This window comes from Streptomyces sp. SudanB52_2052, assembly GCF_964272415.1.
In the GTDB taxonomy this organism is placed as follows: Bacteria; Actinomycetota; Actinomycetes; order Streptomycetales; family Streptomycetaceae; genus Streptomyces; species Streptomyces olindensis.
Genome location: NZ_OZ186796.1, coordinates 4,020,658 through 4,033,565 on the forward strand (window position 1 = coordinate 4,020,658; position 12,908 = coordinate 4,033,565).

Annotated in this window: 18 protein-coding genes; 6 read left to right on the forward strand and 12 right to left on the reverse strand. The window is 71.7% G+C overall.

Going from position 1 to position 12,908, the window contains the following annotated elements; translation table 11 throughout:
• Positions 1 to 17: 17 nt before the first annotated feature.
• The 4 genes from ACSUPV_RS17725 to ACSUPV_RS17740 form a co-directional block, all read right to left on the reverse strand.
• On the reverse strand, positions 18 to 659 hold the full coding sequence (locus tag ACSUPV_RS17725) for a PadR family transcriptional regulator (protein ID WP_031115910.1): 642 nt from the start codon (positions 657 to 659) through the stop codon (positions 18 to 20).
• Positions 660 to 669: 10 nt separating this feature from the next.
• Positions 670 to 1,239: a DinB family protein gene (locus ACSUPV_RS17730; protein ID WP_031115911.1), complete on the reverse strand. Its 570-nt coding sequence runs from the start codon at positions 1,237 to 1,239 to the stop codon at positions 670 to 672.
• A gap of 68 nt (positions 1,240 to 1,307) precedes the next feature.
• The gene (locus tag ACSUPV_RS17735) at positions 1,308 to 1,535 is read right to left on the reverse strand and encodes a DUF397 domain-containing protein (RefSeq protein WP_359792876.1); all 228 of its coding nucleotides are present in this window, start codon (positions 1,533 to 1,535) and stop codon (positions 1,308 to 1,310) included.
• Positions 1,528 to 2,325 (reverse strand): helix-turn-helix domain-containing protein, encoded by a 798-nt coding sequence (locus ACSUPV_RS17740; RefSeq protein WP_359792873.1) that lies wholly within the window; start codon positions 2,323 to 2,325, stop codon positions 1,528 to 1,530. The genes ACSUPV_RS17735 and ACSUPV_RS17740 overlap by 8 nt, the downstream gene beginning before the upstream one ends.
• A 263-nt stretch (positions 2,326 to 2,588) precedes the next feature.
• On the opposite strand from ACSUPV_RS17740, the gene ACSUPV_RS17745 reads away from it, so the two are divergent.
• Positions 2,589 to 2,876 carry a hypothetical protein gene (locus ACSUPV_RS17745; RefSeq protein ID WP_031115914.1) on the forward strand — a complete coding sequence of 96 codons (288 nt, stop codon included), beginning with the start codon at positions 2,589 to 2,591 and terminating at the stop codon, positions 2,874 to 2,876.
• A 25-nt stretch (positions 2,877 to 2,901) separates the two neighbouring features.
• Here ACSUPV_RS17745 and ACSUPV_RS17750 read toward each other — a convergent pair whose 3' ends face one another.
• Positions 2,902 to 4,365 carry an aldehyde dehydrogenase family protein gene (locus ACSUPV_RS17750; RefSeq protein ID WP_037760828.1) on the reverse strand — a complete coding sequence of 488 codons (1,464 nt, stop codon included), beginning with the start codon at positions 4,363 to 4,365 and terminating at the stop codon, positions 2,902 to 2,904.
• Positions 4,366 to 4,457: 92 nt separating this feature from the next.
• Positions 4,458 to 5,282, reverse strand: coding sequence for a helix-turn-helix domain-containing protein (locus ACSUPV_RS17755; protein ID WP_051851319.1), 825 nt, complete (start codon positions 5,280 to 5,282; stop codon positions 4,458 to 4,460).
• A 364-nt stretch (positions 5,283 to 5,646) separates the two neighbouring features.
• Between ACSUPV_RS17755 and ACSUPV_RS17760 the strand changes: the two genes are divergently transcribed.
• Positions 5,647 to 6,141, forward strand: coding sequence for an ATP-binding protein (locus ACSUPV_RS17760; protein WP_037760831.1), 495 nt, complete (start codon positions 5,647 to 5,649; stop codon positions 6,139 to 6,141).
• 96 nt (positions 6,142 to 6,237) lie between these two features.
• On the opposite strand, the gene ACSUPV_RS17765 is transcribed toward ACSUPV_RS17760, so the two are convergent.
• The 5 genes from ACSUPV_RS17765 to rpmG form a co-directional block, all read right to left on the reverse strand.
• Complete coding sequence (locus ACSUPV_RS17765) at positions 6,238 to 6,456, reverse strand: DUF397 domain-containing protein (protein WP_051648637.1); 219 nt, start codon at positions 6,454 to 6,456, stop codon at positions 6,238 to 6,240.
• A 633-nt stretch (positions 6,457 to 7,089) separates the two neighbouring features.
• Positions 7,090 to 7,323, reverse strand: coding sequence for a 30S ribosomal protein S18 (rpsR, locus tag ACSUPV_RS17770; RefSeq protein ID WP_037760833.1), 234 nt, complete (start codon positions 7,321 to 7,323; stop codon positions 7,090 to 7,092).
• Between the two features lie 6 nt (positions 7,324 to 7,329).
• The gene (locus ACSUPV_RS17775) at positions 7,330 to 8,532 is read right to left on the reverse strand and encodes a CobW family GTP-binding protein (protein ID WP_031115920.1); all 1,203 of its coding nucleotides are present in this window, start codon (positions 8,530 to 8,532) and stop codon (positions 7,330 to 7,332) included.
• Between the two features lie 4 nt (positions 8,533 to 8,536).
• Positions 8,537 to 8,785: a type B 50S ribosomal protein L31 gene (locus ACSUPV_RS17780; RefSeq protein WP_436947806.1), complete on the reverse strand. Its 249-nt coding sequence runs from the start codon at positions 8,783 to 8,785 to the stop codon at positions 8,537 to 8,539.
• Between the two features lie 2 nt (positions 8,786 to 8,787).
• On the reverse strand, positions 8,788 to 8,952 hold the full coding sequence (gene rpmG / locus ACSUPV_RS17785) for a 50S ribosomal protein L33 (protein ID WP_010044249.1): 165 nt from the start codon (positions 8,950 to 8,952) through the stop codon (positions 8,788 to 8,790).
• Between the two features lie 63 nt (positions 8,953 to 9,015).
• On the opposite strand from rpmG, the gene rpmB reads away from it, so the two are divergent.
• The 4 genes from rpmB (at position 9,016) to ACSUPV_RS17805 (ending at position 11,711) form a co-directional block, all read left to right on the forward strand.
• Positions 9,016 to 9,252: a 50S ribosomal protein L28 gene (rpmB, locus tag ACSUPV_RS17790; protein WP_031115922.1), complete on the forward strand. Its 237-nt coding sequence runs from the start codon at positions 9,016 to 9,018 to the stop codon at positions 9,250 to 9,252.
• Entirely contained in the window at positions 9,252 to 9,557 is a 306-nt protein-coding gene (gene rpsN / locus ACSUPV_RS17795) for a 30S ribosomal protein S14 (protein ID WP_031115923.1), read from the forward strand. Before rpmB ends, rpsN begins: the two co-directional genes overlap by 1 nt.
• Before the next feature lie 147 nt (positions 9,558 to 9,704).
• The gene (locus ACSUPV_RS17800; RefSeq protein ID WP_037760838.1) at positions 9,705 to 10,214 is read left to right on the forward strand and encodes a hypothetical protein; all 510 of its coding nucleotides are present in this window, start codon (positions 9,705 to 9,707) and stop codon (positions 10,212 to 10,214) included.
• A gap of 954 nt (positions 10,215 to 11,168) precedes the next feature.
• The gene (locus ACSUPV_RS17805) at positions 11,169 to 11,711 is read left to right on the forward strand and encodes a DUF4232 domain-containing protein (protein ID WP_436947807.1); all 543 of its coding nucleotides are present in this window, start codon (positions 11,169 to 11,171) and stop codon (positions 11,709 to 11,711) included.
• Between the two features lie 31 nt (positions 11,712 to 11,742).
• Here the strand turns inward: ACSUPV_RS17805 and ACSUPV_RS17810 are convergent, their stop codons facing one another.
• Positions 11,743 to 12,843, reverse strand: coding sequence for a DUF2786 domain-containing protein (locus ACSUPV_RS17810; protein ID WP_436947808.1), 1,101 nt, complete (start codon positions 12,841 to 12,843; stop codon positions 11,743 to 11,745).
• Between the last annotated feature and the right edge of the window lie 65 nt (positions 12,844 to 12,908).

Below are 12,908 nucleotides of genomic sequence, written 5' to 3' on the forward strand. Positions count from 1 at the left end.
CCATTCGTCAAATTTGATTAGTGGGCGTCCCCGGGATGCCGCTCACCCGTCGCGTACGGGTTCTCCTCGCCCTCGGCCAGCACGCCGACGAACGGCTCGCCCTCGTCGGCGAAGGTGTAGGCGCCGCCCTCGATGCGCCGGATCAGACCGCGGGTCCACTCGGCCTCGGAGTCGGCCGTGTGGACCCACATGTTCATGATCTCGCCGATGTGGCCGAGCCCGGCGGTCCCCTCCTCGGGCACGTAGTCCTTCAGGACGGAGGCCCGCCACTGCTCGATGCGCAGGGTGCGTTCCTTCAGCAGCGCGACCGCCTCCGCCCGCGGCAGGTCGACGATGAAGCCCACCGCGGCCGTCTTCACGTCCCCGTGCTGGTCGTACGTGACCAGCGCCTCCCGCAGCAGCCGGAAGTACTCCTCGGTGCCCTGCTCGGTGATCTCGTACTCCGTGCGCGGCGGGCCGCCGGCCGTGGACGGGGCGATCTCGTGCGCGTGCAGCAGTCCCTGCTTCGCCATCTGCTTCAGGGCGTGGTAGATCGAGCCGGGCTTGGCATGGGACCACTCGTGCGCGCCCCAGTACTCCAGGTCGTTGCGCACCTGGTAGCCGTGGGCCCGCCCGTGCATGCGCACCGCGCCGAGCACGAGGAGACGGATCGCTGACATGCGGTCCAGACTAGGACGCGGCGGCCACCCGATGCGCCTCGGCCACCCGCTGTTCCTCGGCCACCAGCTCGAAGGCCGTCCTGCCGTCCAGCGACTCGCGGATGACGTCGGCGTGGCCCGCGTGCCGGGCCGTCTCGCGGATCAGGTGGAGGCAGAGCCAGCGCATCGAGAGCTGCTCGTCCCGGGGGTTCCAGGAGGTCGCGGGCAGCTCGAAGGTGTCGTCGAGGCTGGGCACGGCGCGGATGAACGCCTCCGTCTCGGCGGCCACCTTCTCGTAGTACGCGAGTTGCGATTCCACGCTCTCGTCGCCGACCAGCCGGAAGCACTCGTGCCAGTTCGACTCGTCCCGGTGGACGGCCGGCGGCTCCCCCTTGGCGCGGGCGATCCAGCCCTGCTCGACCTCGGCGACGTGCTTGAGCAGCCCGGCCAGGGACAGCTCGCTGGCGCTGGGGCGGGACGACGCCTGCTCCTCGGTCAGGCCCAGCAGCGCCCGCCGGATGCCGCCGCGCTGCTCTGCGATGAAGGACAGCAGCGCTCCGCGCTCGTCGCCGCGTGCCTCCGAGGGAACGTGAGTGACCATGACCGCCGCCTTTCGTCGGGTCCGGGGGCCTCTCCCCCTGACACCGACGACGCTACGAGGGCTTGCGGTCAGCTTCTGTCCGCAACGGACCCGTCCTTCAGCGCCGTGACGAACGACGACCACGCGGGCGCCGGGACGATCACGGCGGGGCCGTGGGGGTTCTTGGAATCGCGGACCGGTATGCCCGAAGGGTGGTCGTCGAGGACTTCGAGGCAGTCACCGGCGTTGTTGTCGCTGTGCGACGACTTGCGCCAGCCGCGCAGCGTGGCGGCGTTCGGGATAGTGCGCTCAGTCATGGCGTCCGTACTCCTTCGCGGTGGCCCTGAGCAGGGCCAATGAGTCCTCCAGCGGCATTGCTTGGCTCAGCGCCAGAGCGTAGCGATGCTGCAACTGCCGGACCATGGACGGGGAGTCGTGCAGCCTCCCCATGTAGCCGCCCTCGGTGTACGCCAGCGGCGGTTGGTCTTCGAACCACATCAGCTTGAGCATGCTGTGCGCCAGCGGATGGTGACCCACAGCAAAGGGCAGCACATGCACCCGGATACGTCCAGCCTCCCCGAGACGAACAACGTGCATGAACTGCTCGGCCATGACATCCCCGCCGGCCACGGGGCGACGGAGCAGCGTCTCGTCCAAAAGCGCCCACACTACGGGACTCACGGGGTCTTCGAGGATCTTTGCGCGCTCCAGGCGTGTGACAACGCGCCTGTCACACTCCTCTTCACTCACCGGAGGGAACGCCGCACCCAGAACCGCACGTGCGTACCTTTTCGTCTGGAGGATGCCCGGGAAGTACGCCAGGGCGAACTCGTGGATGGCCACCGCCTGTTGTTCGAGTACGCGCACCCTCTCGAAGTACTCGGCGATGGATACGTCCTCGTCCTGCGGCAGGAAGCTGCTGAGCACGTTTCCCGTGTTCAGCGCCATATCGAGGCGCCTCGCGTCCTCCTTCGACGGCACCCGCCGCCCCGCCTCGATGTGGGCGATGTGCGAACGCGTCATGATCGCCCGGTCCGCCAACTGCTGCTGTGTCAGGCCCGCCGCCTCGCGCTGTTCCTTGAGCCAGTCGCCGTAGATCGTGCCCATCGGATCAACTCCCTTGTGACAAAGGCTCTGTCACCTGCGTCTCTCTGGCGAGGCTAGCCCGACCGGCGCCAGAGTGTGAGCGGTTCGCTACACAAAGCGAGACCGCCGAACACAGGGAGTTGATGACAGGTGAAGATTCTCCGCGCGATCGGGCGGACCGTCCGCCATATGGGGCGCCACGTCCCGCGCCCGGTACCGACGGCAGTGCCGGGGATCGGCCTCGGCTCGCTGGGCATGCCCGTGCGGGAAACGCGGGGGAGGAAGTGACGGGCGGCGGGGGCGAGACACGGCTGCTGCCCTGGGCCGGCACCGGCGGCAAGCCCTGCTATCTCGTGACCGACGGATCCGGATACGCCTCCCGGGTCGCCGACACCGTCGAGAGCGTGCAGCTCGGCATGGCCGGCGGTCTCCTTGACCACGCGGCCGACATGCTCGCCGACCCCGGGGCGACACCCGCACAACTGCGGTTTCTGCTCGCCCGGATGAGCGAGGCACTCACGGACGTCCGCCGGATCGCGGAGAGCCGTGGTGCCCGCCTGCCCGAGTCGTAGAGATCAGAACGAGGTCAGAACGAGGTCAGAACGGGAAGCCGCTCCGGCCGTGCTGCACCGAGATCCACTTGGTGGTGGTGAACGCGTCCAGCATCGTGTCGCCGTTGAGCCGGCCGAGGCCCGAGTGCTTCTCGCCGCCGAAGGGCACGATCGGCTCGTCGTGCACGGTGCCGTCATTGACGTGGAACATGCCCGTGTCGATCTGCTTGGCGAACGCGACGCCCCGCTCGACGTCCGCGGTGTGGACGGCGCCGCTCAGGCCGTACGGGGTGTCGTTGACGAGGCGTACGGCCTCCTCCTCGCCGTCGAACGGGACGAGGAAGGCGACCGGGCCGAAGACCTCCTGCCGCAGCAGGGCCGAGTCGGCGGGCAGCCCGGTCAGGACGGAGGGCTCGACGAGGTTGTCGGTCCGGCCGCCGCGCACCAGGGCCGTGGCGCCCTCGGCGAGGGCCTGCTCGACCACGCCCGCGACGGCGTCCGCCTGCGAGGAGTTGATGACCGGGCCGATCACGGTCTCCGGGTCGCGCGGGTCGCCCGCCTTGAGGGTCTTCACCTTGGCGACGAACTTCTCGGTGAACTCGTCCGCGACCGACCGGTCGACCAGGACGCGGTTGGCGGCCATGCAGACCTGGCCCTGGTGGACGTACCGGCTGAAGACCGCCGCGTCGACCGCGTAGTCGATGTCGGCGTCGTCGAGGACCACCAGCGCGCTGTTGCCGCCCAGTTCGAGGACGGCGCGCTTGAACTGCCGGGCGCAGACCGTGGCCACGTGCCGGCCGACCTGGTCGGAGCCGGTGAAGGAGATGACCTTGGGGACCGGGTGCTCGATGAAGGCGTCGCCGATCTCCGCGATGTCGGTGATGACGACGTTCAGCAGACCACCGGGCAGCCCCGCGTCCTCGAAGATCTTCGCCACCAGCGAGCCGCCGACGATCGGGGTGTTCTGGTGCGGCTTGAGCACCACGGCGTTGCCGAGCGCGAGCGCCGGGGCGACCGACTTGATGGACAGCAGGAACGGGAAGTTGAAGGGGCTGATCACGCCCACCACCCCGACCGGCACGCGGTAGACGCGGTTCTCCTTGCCGTCCACCGGGGAGGGGATGATCCGGCCCTCGGGGGCCAGCGCCAGGTGCACTGCCTCGCGCAGGAACTCCTTGGCGAGGTGCAGCTCGAAGGCGGCCTTCAGGCGCGTGCCGCCGAGCTCGGCGATGATGGCCTCGGAGATCTCCGCCTCGCGCTCCTCGATCAGCCTGAGGGCCTTCTCGAAGACGGCGCGACGGGCGTACGGGTTGGTCGCGGCCCACTGCTTCTGGGCGCGGGCGGCGGCCCGGTACGCCTGGTCGACCTCGTCGGCCGTGGCTATGGTGATCGACGCCAGCTTCTCGTCGTCGTACGGGTTGAAGTCGATGATGTCCCAGGAGCCGGTACCCGGGCGCCACTCACCGTCGATGTACTGCTGTGCGAGGTCGGTGAAGTAGGACGACGACATGTGTGATCCCTCGATCCCTGGCAGACCCTCGATCGCGCCTTCACGATCTGATCACACGTCATCGTACTGGTGTTTAAGGTGAGTTGGAGGCTTTAGGAGAGTTGGAGGAGCCCCCGGAGAAGGTCCCGGCTCTCCGAGGGGCCCGGGCTGTCGCTCTGGAGTTCCTTCAGGGCCTTCTCGTACTGGGCGACGTCCTCGGGCTTGTCCAGGTACAGCGCGCTGGTGAGCTGCTCCAGGTAGACGACGTCCGACAGGTCGGACTCCGGGAAGCTGAGGATCGTGAACGCGCCGCTCTCGCCGGAGTGGCCGCCGAGGCTGAACGGCATCACCTGGAGGCGCACGTTGGGCCGCTCGGAGATCTCGATGAGGTGCTGGAGCTGGCCGCGCATCACCTCGCGGTCGCCGTACGGGCGGCGCAGGGCGGCCTCGTCCAGGATGATGTGGAAGTCGGGCGCGCTCTCGTCGACGAGGTACTTCTGCCGCTCCAGGCGCAGCGCCACGCGCCGCTCGACGTCGGCCTCGCTGGCGCCCTGCATGCCGCGCCGGACCACCGCGCGCGCGTACGCCTCGGTCTGCAGCAGGCCGTGCACGAACTGCACCTCGTAGGCCCGGATCAGCGAGGCGGCGCCCTCCAGGCCGACATAGGTGGGGAACCAGCTGGGCAGCACGTCCGAGTAACTGTGCCACCAGCCCGCGACGTTGGCCTCCTTGGCCAGGGACAGCAGCGAGGCGCGCTCCTGCTCGTCGGTGATGCCGTACAGGGTCAGCAGGTCCTCGACGTCTCTGGTCTTGAAGCTCACCCGGCCCAACTCCATCCGGCTGATCTTCGACTCGGAGGCGCGGATCGAGTAGCCCGCCGCCTCGCGCGTGATGCCCCGCGCCTCACGCAGTCGCCTGAGTTGTGATCCGAGCAGCATGCGCCGCACCACCGATCCCGGCTCTCCCGCGCTCACGTTCGCCAGCCTCCCCAACGTCTTCAGGGGCCGAAGTCTGCCACTAAAACACTCCGAGCAGTACTCGTCCGGTTACGGAAACGGAATCGAGCCAGTGGACGCACGCGCGTGGGATCAAGAAGAAGGCAAGTGAACGGCCGGACGGCGACGTGAAGATGACGGAAAAATTGACCAACAAGCGGTACGGGATGCCCTATTCCGGTCAGCTGCACGTGCATCTGCCCTTGCATCTGCTGTACGCATCCGAAACCATGGTCCCGCACCACCGCCGCATCGCACCGACCGCGAATTCCCGGGAGTGCCTCGCATGGGGACGAATGGATCGACCATGCTCGAGCCGTTAAGGCAGGGCCTTCCGCCGCTGGATCCCGCGGCCGTGTCCGACGCCGCCTCCTGCGCACTGCCCGCGCGCTACGAAGCGGTACGCGAGGCCCGGCAGTTCACCCGCAGGACCCTCGACCAGTGGGACATGGGCGACCGGTTCGACGACGTCTGCCTGGTGGTCTCGGAGCTCGTCACCAACGCCCTGCGGCACGGCCTGCCTGCGAGCGGCCGGTGCGCTGCCGGCCAGGAGCCCCCGGTACGGCTGCATCTGATGCGGTGGACCGAGCGCCTGGTGTGCGCGGTGCGCGACCCCAGCCACGACAGCCCCGTCGCCCGCGAGACCGACGACTTCTCGGCCGAGTCGGGCCGCGGGCTGTTCCTCGTCGACTCCTTCAGCGACAGCTGGGGCTGGCACCCGCTCGCGGGCGCGCTCAGCGGCAAGGTGGTCTGGGCGCTGTTCCGGCTGCCCCGGGCCGGATCGAGCCCGAACGGGGAATGAGGAAACCGCGGCGCTTCCTGGCGCCGCGGTTCTACGCGCGTCACGGCGCGCGCCGCATGCCGAGGGCTGCGGATGTCCGCGGGCCCCGTCCGGCCGTCAGCCGCCCACCAGGTGGTCGAACTCACCGTCCTTCACGCCCAGCAGCATCGCCTCGATCTCCGCGCGGGTGTAGACCAGCGCGGGTCCGTCGGGGAAGCGCGAGTTGCGCACGGCCACGTCGCCGCCCGGCAGCCGGGCGAACTCCACGCACGAGCCCTGCGAGTTGCTGTGCCGGCTCTTCTGCCAGGCCACACCGCGCAGCCTGGCGGCCGCCATCCCGTTGTACACGTCGTGGTCCACAGGTCGCTCCCCGGTGGTGCACTGGCTGGTGTGGCCATTGATGCAGTGGTCAACTGACCCGGATCATAGCCCTGTTCATGTGCAGATGCATGGGCAGATGCACGTGCACGCGGGGTGGTCCCGTGGTTACAGCTTTGACGACCGCTTTACCGAAGCTCTTGCCTGTTTGACGGCGCCTGCCCGCCGGGCGTTCCCGGAAGCCCGCGCCGAAGTCGGGGGGTTCGGCGGAGGTCCGGTGGAGGCGGAGCATCCGCTCGGTGGCGGGAGCGGGCGGCTGTGCGGCTCGGGAAGGGCCGGCCGGCCGTCGTAACGGAAGCGGTGGACACCGGCCGGGAGCAGGGAGAAATGGGCCGTGCGCAGGACCGGGAGGTCGTCCCGGGAGCCGGTGCCGGGGTCGGACCATCGCCGGATCCCCGGTGGGCGCACGGCGCGTGACGGCTCGTACGACAGGACTGCGTGGCGGTCCACCGGATGTCCGGGGCACGGCGGCCGACCGGGCACGCAGCCGGTCCGGAGGCGTCCCGGGGGCGTGCGCGGGGGCCGGCCGTTTCACGGTCACGAGGTCCCCCACGCGTCAAGCGTGGGGAACCTCACCCCGACGGGACGCGCTCAGCGGCTGGCGTACGGCAGCAGCGCCATCTCGCGGGCGTTCTTGATCGCCCGGGCCAGCTGCCGCTGCTGCTGGGCGGAGACGCGGGTGACGCGGCGGCTGCGGATCTTGCCGCGGTCGGAGATGAACTTCCGCAGCAGGTCGGTGTCCTTGTAGTCGATGTAGGTGATGCCGGCCTGGTCCAGGGGGTTGGGCCGGTTCTTGGCGGGCTTGCGCTCGGGCTTGCGGGGCATGTCGGGTCAGACCTCCAGGAGGGTGTCGAAGGCGTGCGGCAGCCGCTGCCAGGCGTCGCGCCCGGCGGCGTACTCGGCGTCGGTCAGCAGGCAGGACTCCAGCAGTCGCTCCAGGCCGTCCCGGTCGAGGCCGGGCGAGGTGAAGACGAGGTGCTGGCCGCGGTCGCCGTGCTCGGGGTGCCAGTCCAGCGCGGCGGCGGCGCGGCGCACCGGCGGGACCATCTCCCAGGCCGCGTCGGGCAGGGAGGCCAGCCACGGCCCGGCGCTCTCCACGCACAGGGCCCCGCCCGCCGCGTCCCAGTGGAAGAGCGTGTCGGGCTTGTCGGCGAGCCAGAACCGGCCCCGGCTGCGGGCGGCCGCGCAGGTCAGGTCCTCCAGGGCGGCGTAGAGCCGCTCCGGGTGGAAGGGGCGGCGCTGCTGCCAGACCAGGGTGGAGACGCCGTGCGCGTCGGCCTCGGCGGGCAGCAGCGCGCAGGCCGGGTGCTGGGCGGCGGCCGCGGCCTCGACGTCGAAGCCGGCGAAGGCCGCCCGAGCCAGGGGCGTCAGCGGGCGCAGACGCGGGGTCGGCACGGTCAGGGCGTCCCCGTCCGGGGCCGCCGGGGCCTCCTCCCCGATGGGCACCCGCAGGGCCGTCGGGTGCAGTTGCGCGAGCAGCTCCCGGTCCTCGTCGTCGGCCTCCGGGGACTCGGCGACCGCGAGGACGGGGGCGTACTCCAGCTGGCGCGCGAAGGTGTCGGCGACCGTGCGCTGGTCGGTCGCCGCCGCGGCGAGACCGCCCTCGGCGAGGTCGTCGCCGTTGCCGAGGTAGGGCAGGACCAGGGCCGGGTCGACGGCGGTGATCACGCCGGTGACGGTGAGCCCGCCGGCCGTGACGACCTCGGCCATGGCCTTGGGCTCGACGGAGTCCCACAGCTCGACGACGGCGAGCCGGGTGCCGCCGGCGTCCTGGAGCCGCTCCAGCTCCGGGACCAGGTCCTCGCGCAGGGCGCAGCAGGCGCAGTCGTTGACGAGCGGCGCCTCGCCCGCGTCGAGGATGCCGCCGGCGTCCCGGACGGTCCGCACGACCGTGCCCGCGGCGGCCGTCGCCAGGTCGTGGTGGAGGACGACGCTGCCGGGCACGTCGGCGAGCAGCCGCGCCACGGCCGCCTTGCGGGCGTCGGCGTGCAGTCCGCCGACGATCACGACGGGGAGAGCGGGAGGGGCAGCCATGGGGTCAGCCCTTCTTTCCGTACCGGCGCTCGAAGCGCTCGACGCGGCCGGCGGTGTCCAGGACGCGGGCGGTGCCGGTGTAGAAGGGGTGGCTGACGTCGGAGATCTCGACGTCGACGACCGGGTAGGTGTTGCCGTCCTCCCACTCGATGGTCTTCTCGCTCGTCATGGTCGAGCGGGTGAGGAAGGCGTAGTTCGCGGCACGGTCGCGGAAGACGACGGGCCCGTACTCGGGGTGGATTCGCTGGCGCATGGTCAGCGCTCCTCTCGGAAGTCGACGTGGCGGCCGACGACCGGATCGAACTTGCGCAGGGTGAGTCGGTCCGGGTCGTTGCGACGGTTCTTGCGGGTCACGTAGGTGTAGCCGGTCCCGGCGGTGGACCGGAGCTTGATGACCGGGCGGAGTTCGTTGCGTGCCATGCCGCTATGCTACTGAAAATGAATTCCATTTACACCACCTGAGTCGGAGAGGTACGTCACCACATGTCCGCGCACTGCATGCTGACCGGCACCCAGCCCGGTTTCGGCAACCGCATCTCGCACTCCCACCGGCGCACGTCCCGCCGGTTCGACCCCAACATCCAGTCCAAGCGCTACTGGCTGCCGAGCGAGGGCCGGTACGTACGGCTCCGGCTGAGCGCCAGGGCGATCAAGACCGTCGACACGATCGGGATCGAGGCGGCCGTCGCCCGGATCCGCGCCCGGGGGGTGAAGGTCTGATGGCCAAGAAGAGCAAGATCGCGAAGAACGACAAGCGGCAGGAGGTCGTCGCGCGGTACGCCGCCCGGCGGGCCGAGCTGAAGGAGATCATCCGGCGGCCCTCGTCGACGGAGGCCGAGCGGCTGGCGGCGCAGGCGGAGCTGCGCAGGCAGCCGCGCGACGCGAGCGCCACGCGGGTCCGCAACCGCGACCAGGTCGACGGCCGGCCGCGCGGCTACTTCCGGGCGTTCGGGCTGTCCCGGGTGAGTCTGCGGGAGCAGGCGCACGCGGGGTATCTGCCCGGTGTGCGGAAGTCGTCCTGGTGAGAGGCGCCCCCGGGGGCTCTTGACGGCCCCTGGTAGCTTGCTGCGATCGTTCCGGCCAGGGGGCCGGCCGGGTGCCGTCCGGGTCGGCCGGCTACAGCTTGGGGGCTTGCAGTGACTTCGGTGATGTTCTGGCGTCGTTTTGGCGCCGTGCGCGTCGCGGCGGTGGCCGCGGGGCTGGTGGGCGCGCTGGCACTGACGGCGTGCAGCGGCGACGGCGGCTCCGGGGACGACCCGGCGTCCGGCTCCAGCCCCTCGGCCACGGCGTCCGCCGGAACCGGCGGCTCGGACTCGGGTTCCGCGTCCGGCGGCTCGGACTCCGGCTCCGCGTCCGGCGGGTCGGAGTCCGACGAGCTGGCGGGCAGCTGGCTCGCGACGACCGACGGCAAGGCCGTGGCGCTGGTGATCACCGGCAGCAAGGCCGCGCTGTTCGCCACCGGCGGGAGCGTGTGCAGCGGCACCGCGGGTGAGCAGTCCGGGATGCGGATGATCCGCCTGAAGTGCACGGACGGCTCCAAGGACCGGGCGACCGGCATGGTCGACTCGGTGACCGGGAGCAGCCTGAAGGTCACCTGGGAGGGCGGCCTGGGCGAGGAGACGTACACGAAGGCCGAGGGCGGCAAGATGCCGACCGGACTGCCCACGGCGGGCCTCGGATAGCGGCACGCCGACGCGTACGGACGGGGCCGTGGGCCGCCTTCGGGCGCCTCGGCCCGCGTACGGACGGGCTGTGGACCGCCTCCGGGCACCGCAGCCCGCGTATGGACGGGGCCATGCACCGCCTCCGGGCACCGCAGCTCAGCGGGCGGACGGGGCCATGGACCACCTCCGCGCACCGCAGCCCGCGTGCAGACGGGCCGTGGACCGCCTCCGGGCACCGCAGCCCGCATGCGGACGGGCCGTGGACGGCCTCCGGGCACCGCAGCCCGCGTGCAGACGGGACCATGCACCGCCTCCGGGCACCGCAGCCCGCATGCGGACGGGCCGTGGACCGCCTCCGGGCACCTCGGCCCGCGTACGGACGGGGCCATGCACCACCTCCGGGCACCGCAGCTCAGCGGGCGGACGGGACCATGGACCACCTCCGCGCACCGCAGCTCGCATGCGGACGGGCCGTGGACCGCCTCCGGGCACCTCGGCCCGCGTACGGACGGGGCCATGCACCGCCTCCGGGCACCGCAGCCCGCATGCGGACGGGCCGTGGACCGCCTCCGGGCACCTCGGCCCGCGTACGGACGGGGCCATGCACCACCTCCGGGCACCGCAGCCCGCGTACGGACGGGGCCATGGACCACCTCCGCGCACCGCAGCTCAGCGGGCGGACGGGACCATGGACCACCTCCGCGCACCGCAGCCCGCGTACGGACGGGGCCATGCACCACCTCCGGGCACCGCAGCCCGCGTGCGGACGGGCCGTGGACTACCTCCGCGCACCGCAGCCCAGCGGGCGGACGAGGCCATGCACCGCCTCCGGGCGCCGCGGCCCGCAGCGGACGGGCCGTGGTCCGTCCGGCGTTCGGGGGATTCGCAGGGGGTGGGTGCCCGTGCGGGATCCGGGTGCGTGATGATCCAGGGAGCCGAAGCCGCTCACGTTCACCACGCCCAGAGGACTCCATGCGCACCTTGCCCCTCACCCTGGCCGCCGCCCTCGCCGCTACCCTCCTGCTGACCTCCTGCAGCGAGGGCGCGTCCGGTGGAGACGACGACGCGAAGAACGCGGACCCGGCGAACGGTTCGGCCTGCGCGATCGGCGACCTGGGCGTGGAGGTCGGAGCCGGTGCCGCCCCCAAGGCCGGGGACACCGGCAACGTCACCGTCACGCTCACCAACAAGGGCGCGCAGTGCACCCTGAAGGGCTTCCCCTCCGTGGACCTCCTGGCCGAGGACAGCACGACGTCCGTGTCCCCGGAGGAGGGCGCGAAGGCCCAGCCGCTCACGCTGCCGAAGGGCGGGACCACGTCCTTCACGATCACCTACGTGCGGGGCGAGGCGGACTCCGCGAAGAGCCTCTCCGTGCACAAGGTGTCCTTCGCCCTGCCCGGCGCCACCGCCGACGCGCACGATCTCCCCTGGTCGTACGGGGAGGTCGCCCGGCGGGACGGGGGCGGCGGCGCGGCGCAGGCCTCGGTGAGCGGCTTCGAGTCCTCGGGCGACTGACCGCTGGTCAGCGCAGCGGCGGGACGGCAGGTCAGCGCAGCGGCGGCCGGTGGCGCATCCGCGCACGGTCCGCCGCCTGTGCGCCCTCCGTCCAGCCGGCCGCGTCGCGCACGCCGCGCAGCCGGGTCGTGGTGGTCTCCGGGAACATCCGGTCCAGCCGTCCCGTGACGGCGAGTTCGCGGGAGGCGAGGACCGGGAGCAGGTCGTCGGTCACCTGGGTCTCGGCGGCGGCCGCGAGGCGGGTGCCGATGCGGTGGGCGTAAGCGGCGAGGAAGGCCTGCCGGAACGCCTTGGTGCGCTTACGGCCCCCGGCACGCTGGGCCGCCTCCGCCTTCGTCATCGCGGTCGTGGCCTGCACCAGGAGCGAGGTGTGGAGGAGTTCGACCGCCTCCAGGTCCGTTTCGAAGCCGACGACGGTGGAGAAGCCGAGGGGCTCGTTCCACACCGCCCGGCAGTGGTTGGCGGTGGCGACGGCGTCCAGCAGCACCGCCTTGGCCTGCTCGTACGGCGGTTCGACCCCGATCCGGCAGGCGCCGGGCATGTCGGGCGAGGGTGCCCGGGCCGCGAGCAGCGCCTCGTCGACGCTGTGCCGGCCCATCAGCTCCTGCGCCTTGGCGCTCAGCGCCTCCGCCTCCTCCGGGAACCCGGTCGCCTCCGCCTTGGCGAGCAGGGCACGGATGCGGGTGAGCATGCGGGACTCGGGCCTCGCCTCGCCGGACGACTCCTCGAGGGATTCCAGCGCGGGCAGGCGCAGCAGCAGGCGGTACAGCTCCAGTACGGCCGTGGCGTGGGAGAAGCGGTCGGTGCGGGGCGGGGCGCCGGCGGGCAGGTCGGCGAGCTGCGCGCTCCAGCGGCGGCCACGGGGCCGGTCGTACGGCGCCTGCGCGCGGATCAGCTCCGCCGCGAGCAGCACGTGGACGTCGTCCAGCTCGCGCCGGACGATCCGGACGACGTCGGCCGGCTGCCAGCCGCGCCGCCAGGCCGCCGCCACGAACTCCTCCCCGCGCCGGGCCAGTTCGGCGTCGGCCGCCGGGTCGGAGGCAAGTAGGGACGCGCCGGTGTCGAGGGCCGTCTCGCCGGTCTCGTACAGGGCGGCTTCGAACGCGCGGTCGACGGTGGTGGACGTACTCACGGGCCGATGGTGCCACGCCGCCACCGGCGCCCCCGCGGCCGCGGCCTGGTGCGTCTCACTCCGCG

Coding starts and splice junctions, on each gene's coding strand:
- ACSUPV_RS17725 (WP_031115910.1), bottom strand. CDS start 659: ATGTCAGCGATCCGTCTCCTCGTGCTCGGCGCGGTGCGCATGCACGGG.
- ACSUPV_RS17730 (WP_031115911.1), bottom strand. CDS start 1,239: ATGGTCACTCACGTTCCCTCGGAGGCACGCGGCGACGAGCGCGGAGCG.
- ACSUPV_RS17735 (WP_359792876.1), bottom strand. CDS start 1,535: ATGACTGAGCGCACTATCCCGAACGCCGCCACGCTGCGCGGCTGGCGC.
- ACSUPV_RS17740 (WP_359792873.1), bottom strand. CDS start 2,325: ATGGGCACGATCTACGGCGACTGGCTCAAGGAACAGCGCGAGGCGGCG.
- ACSUPV_RS17750 (WP_037760828.1), bottom strand. CDS start 4,365: ATGTCGTCGTCCTACTTCACCGACCTCGCACAGCAGTACATCGACGGT.
- ACSUPV_RS17755 (WP_051851319.1), bottom strand. CDS start 5,282: ATGCTGCTCGGATCACAACTCAGGCGACTGCGTGAGGCGCGGGGCATC.
- ACSUPV_RS17760 (WP_037760831.1), top strand. CDS start 5,647: ATGCTCGAGCCGTTAAGGCAGGGCCTTCCGCCGCTGGATCCCGCGGCC.
- ACSUPV_RS17765 (WP_051648637.1), bottom strand. CDS start 6,456: ATGGCGGCCGCCAGGCTGCGCGGTGTGGCCTGGCAGAAGAGCCGGCAC.
- rpsR (WP_037760833.1), bottom strand. CDS start 7,323: ATGCCCCGCAAGCCCGAGCGCAAGCCCGCCAAGAACCGGCCCAACCCC.
- ACSUPV_RS17775 (WP_031115920.1), bottom strand. CDS start 8,532: ATGGCTGCCCCTCCCGCTCTCCCCGTCGTGATCGTCGGCGGACTGCAC.
- ACSUPV_RS17780 (WP_436947806.1), bottom strand. CDS start 8,785: ATGCGCCAGCGAATCCACCCCGAGTACGGGCCCGTCGTCTTCCGCGAC.
- rpmG (WP_010044249.1), bottom strand. CDS start 8,952: ATGGCACGCAACGAACTCCGCCCGGTCATCAAGCTCCGGTCCACCGCC.
- rpmB (WP_031115922.1), top strand. CDS start 9,016: ATGTCCGCGCACTGCATGCTGACCGGCACCCAGCCCGGTTTCGGCAAC.
- rpsN (WP_031115923.1), top strand. CDS start 9,252: ATGGCCAAGAAGAGCAAGATCGCGAAGAACGACAAGCGGCAGGAGGTC.
- ACSUPV_RS17805 (WP_436947807.1), top strand. CDS start 11,169: ATGCGCACCTTGCCCCTCACCCTGGCCGCCGCCCTCGCCGCTACCCTC.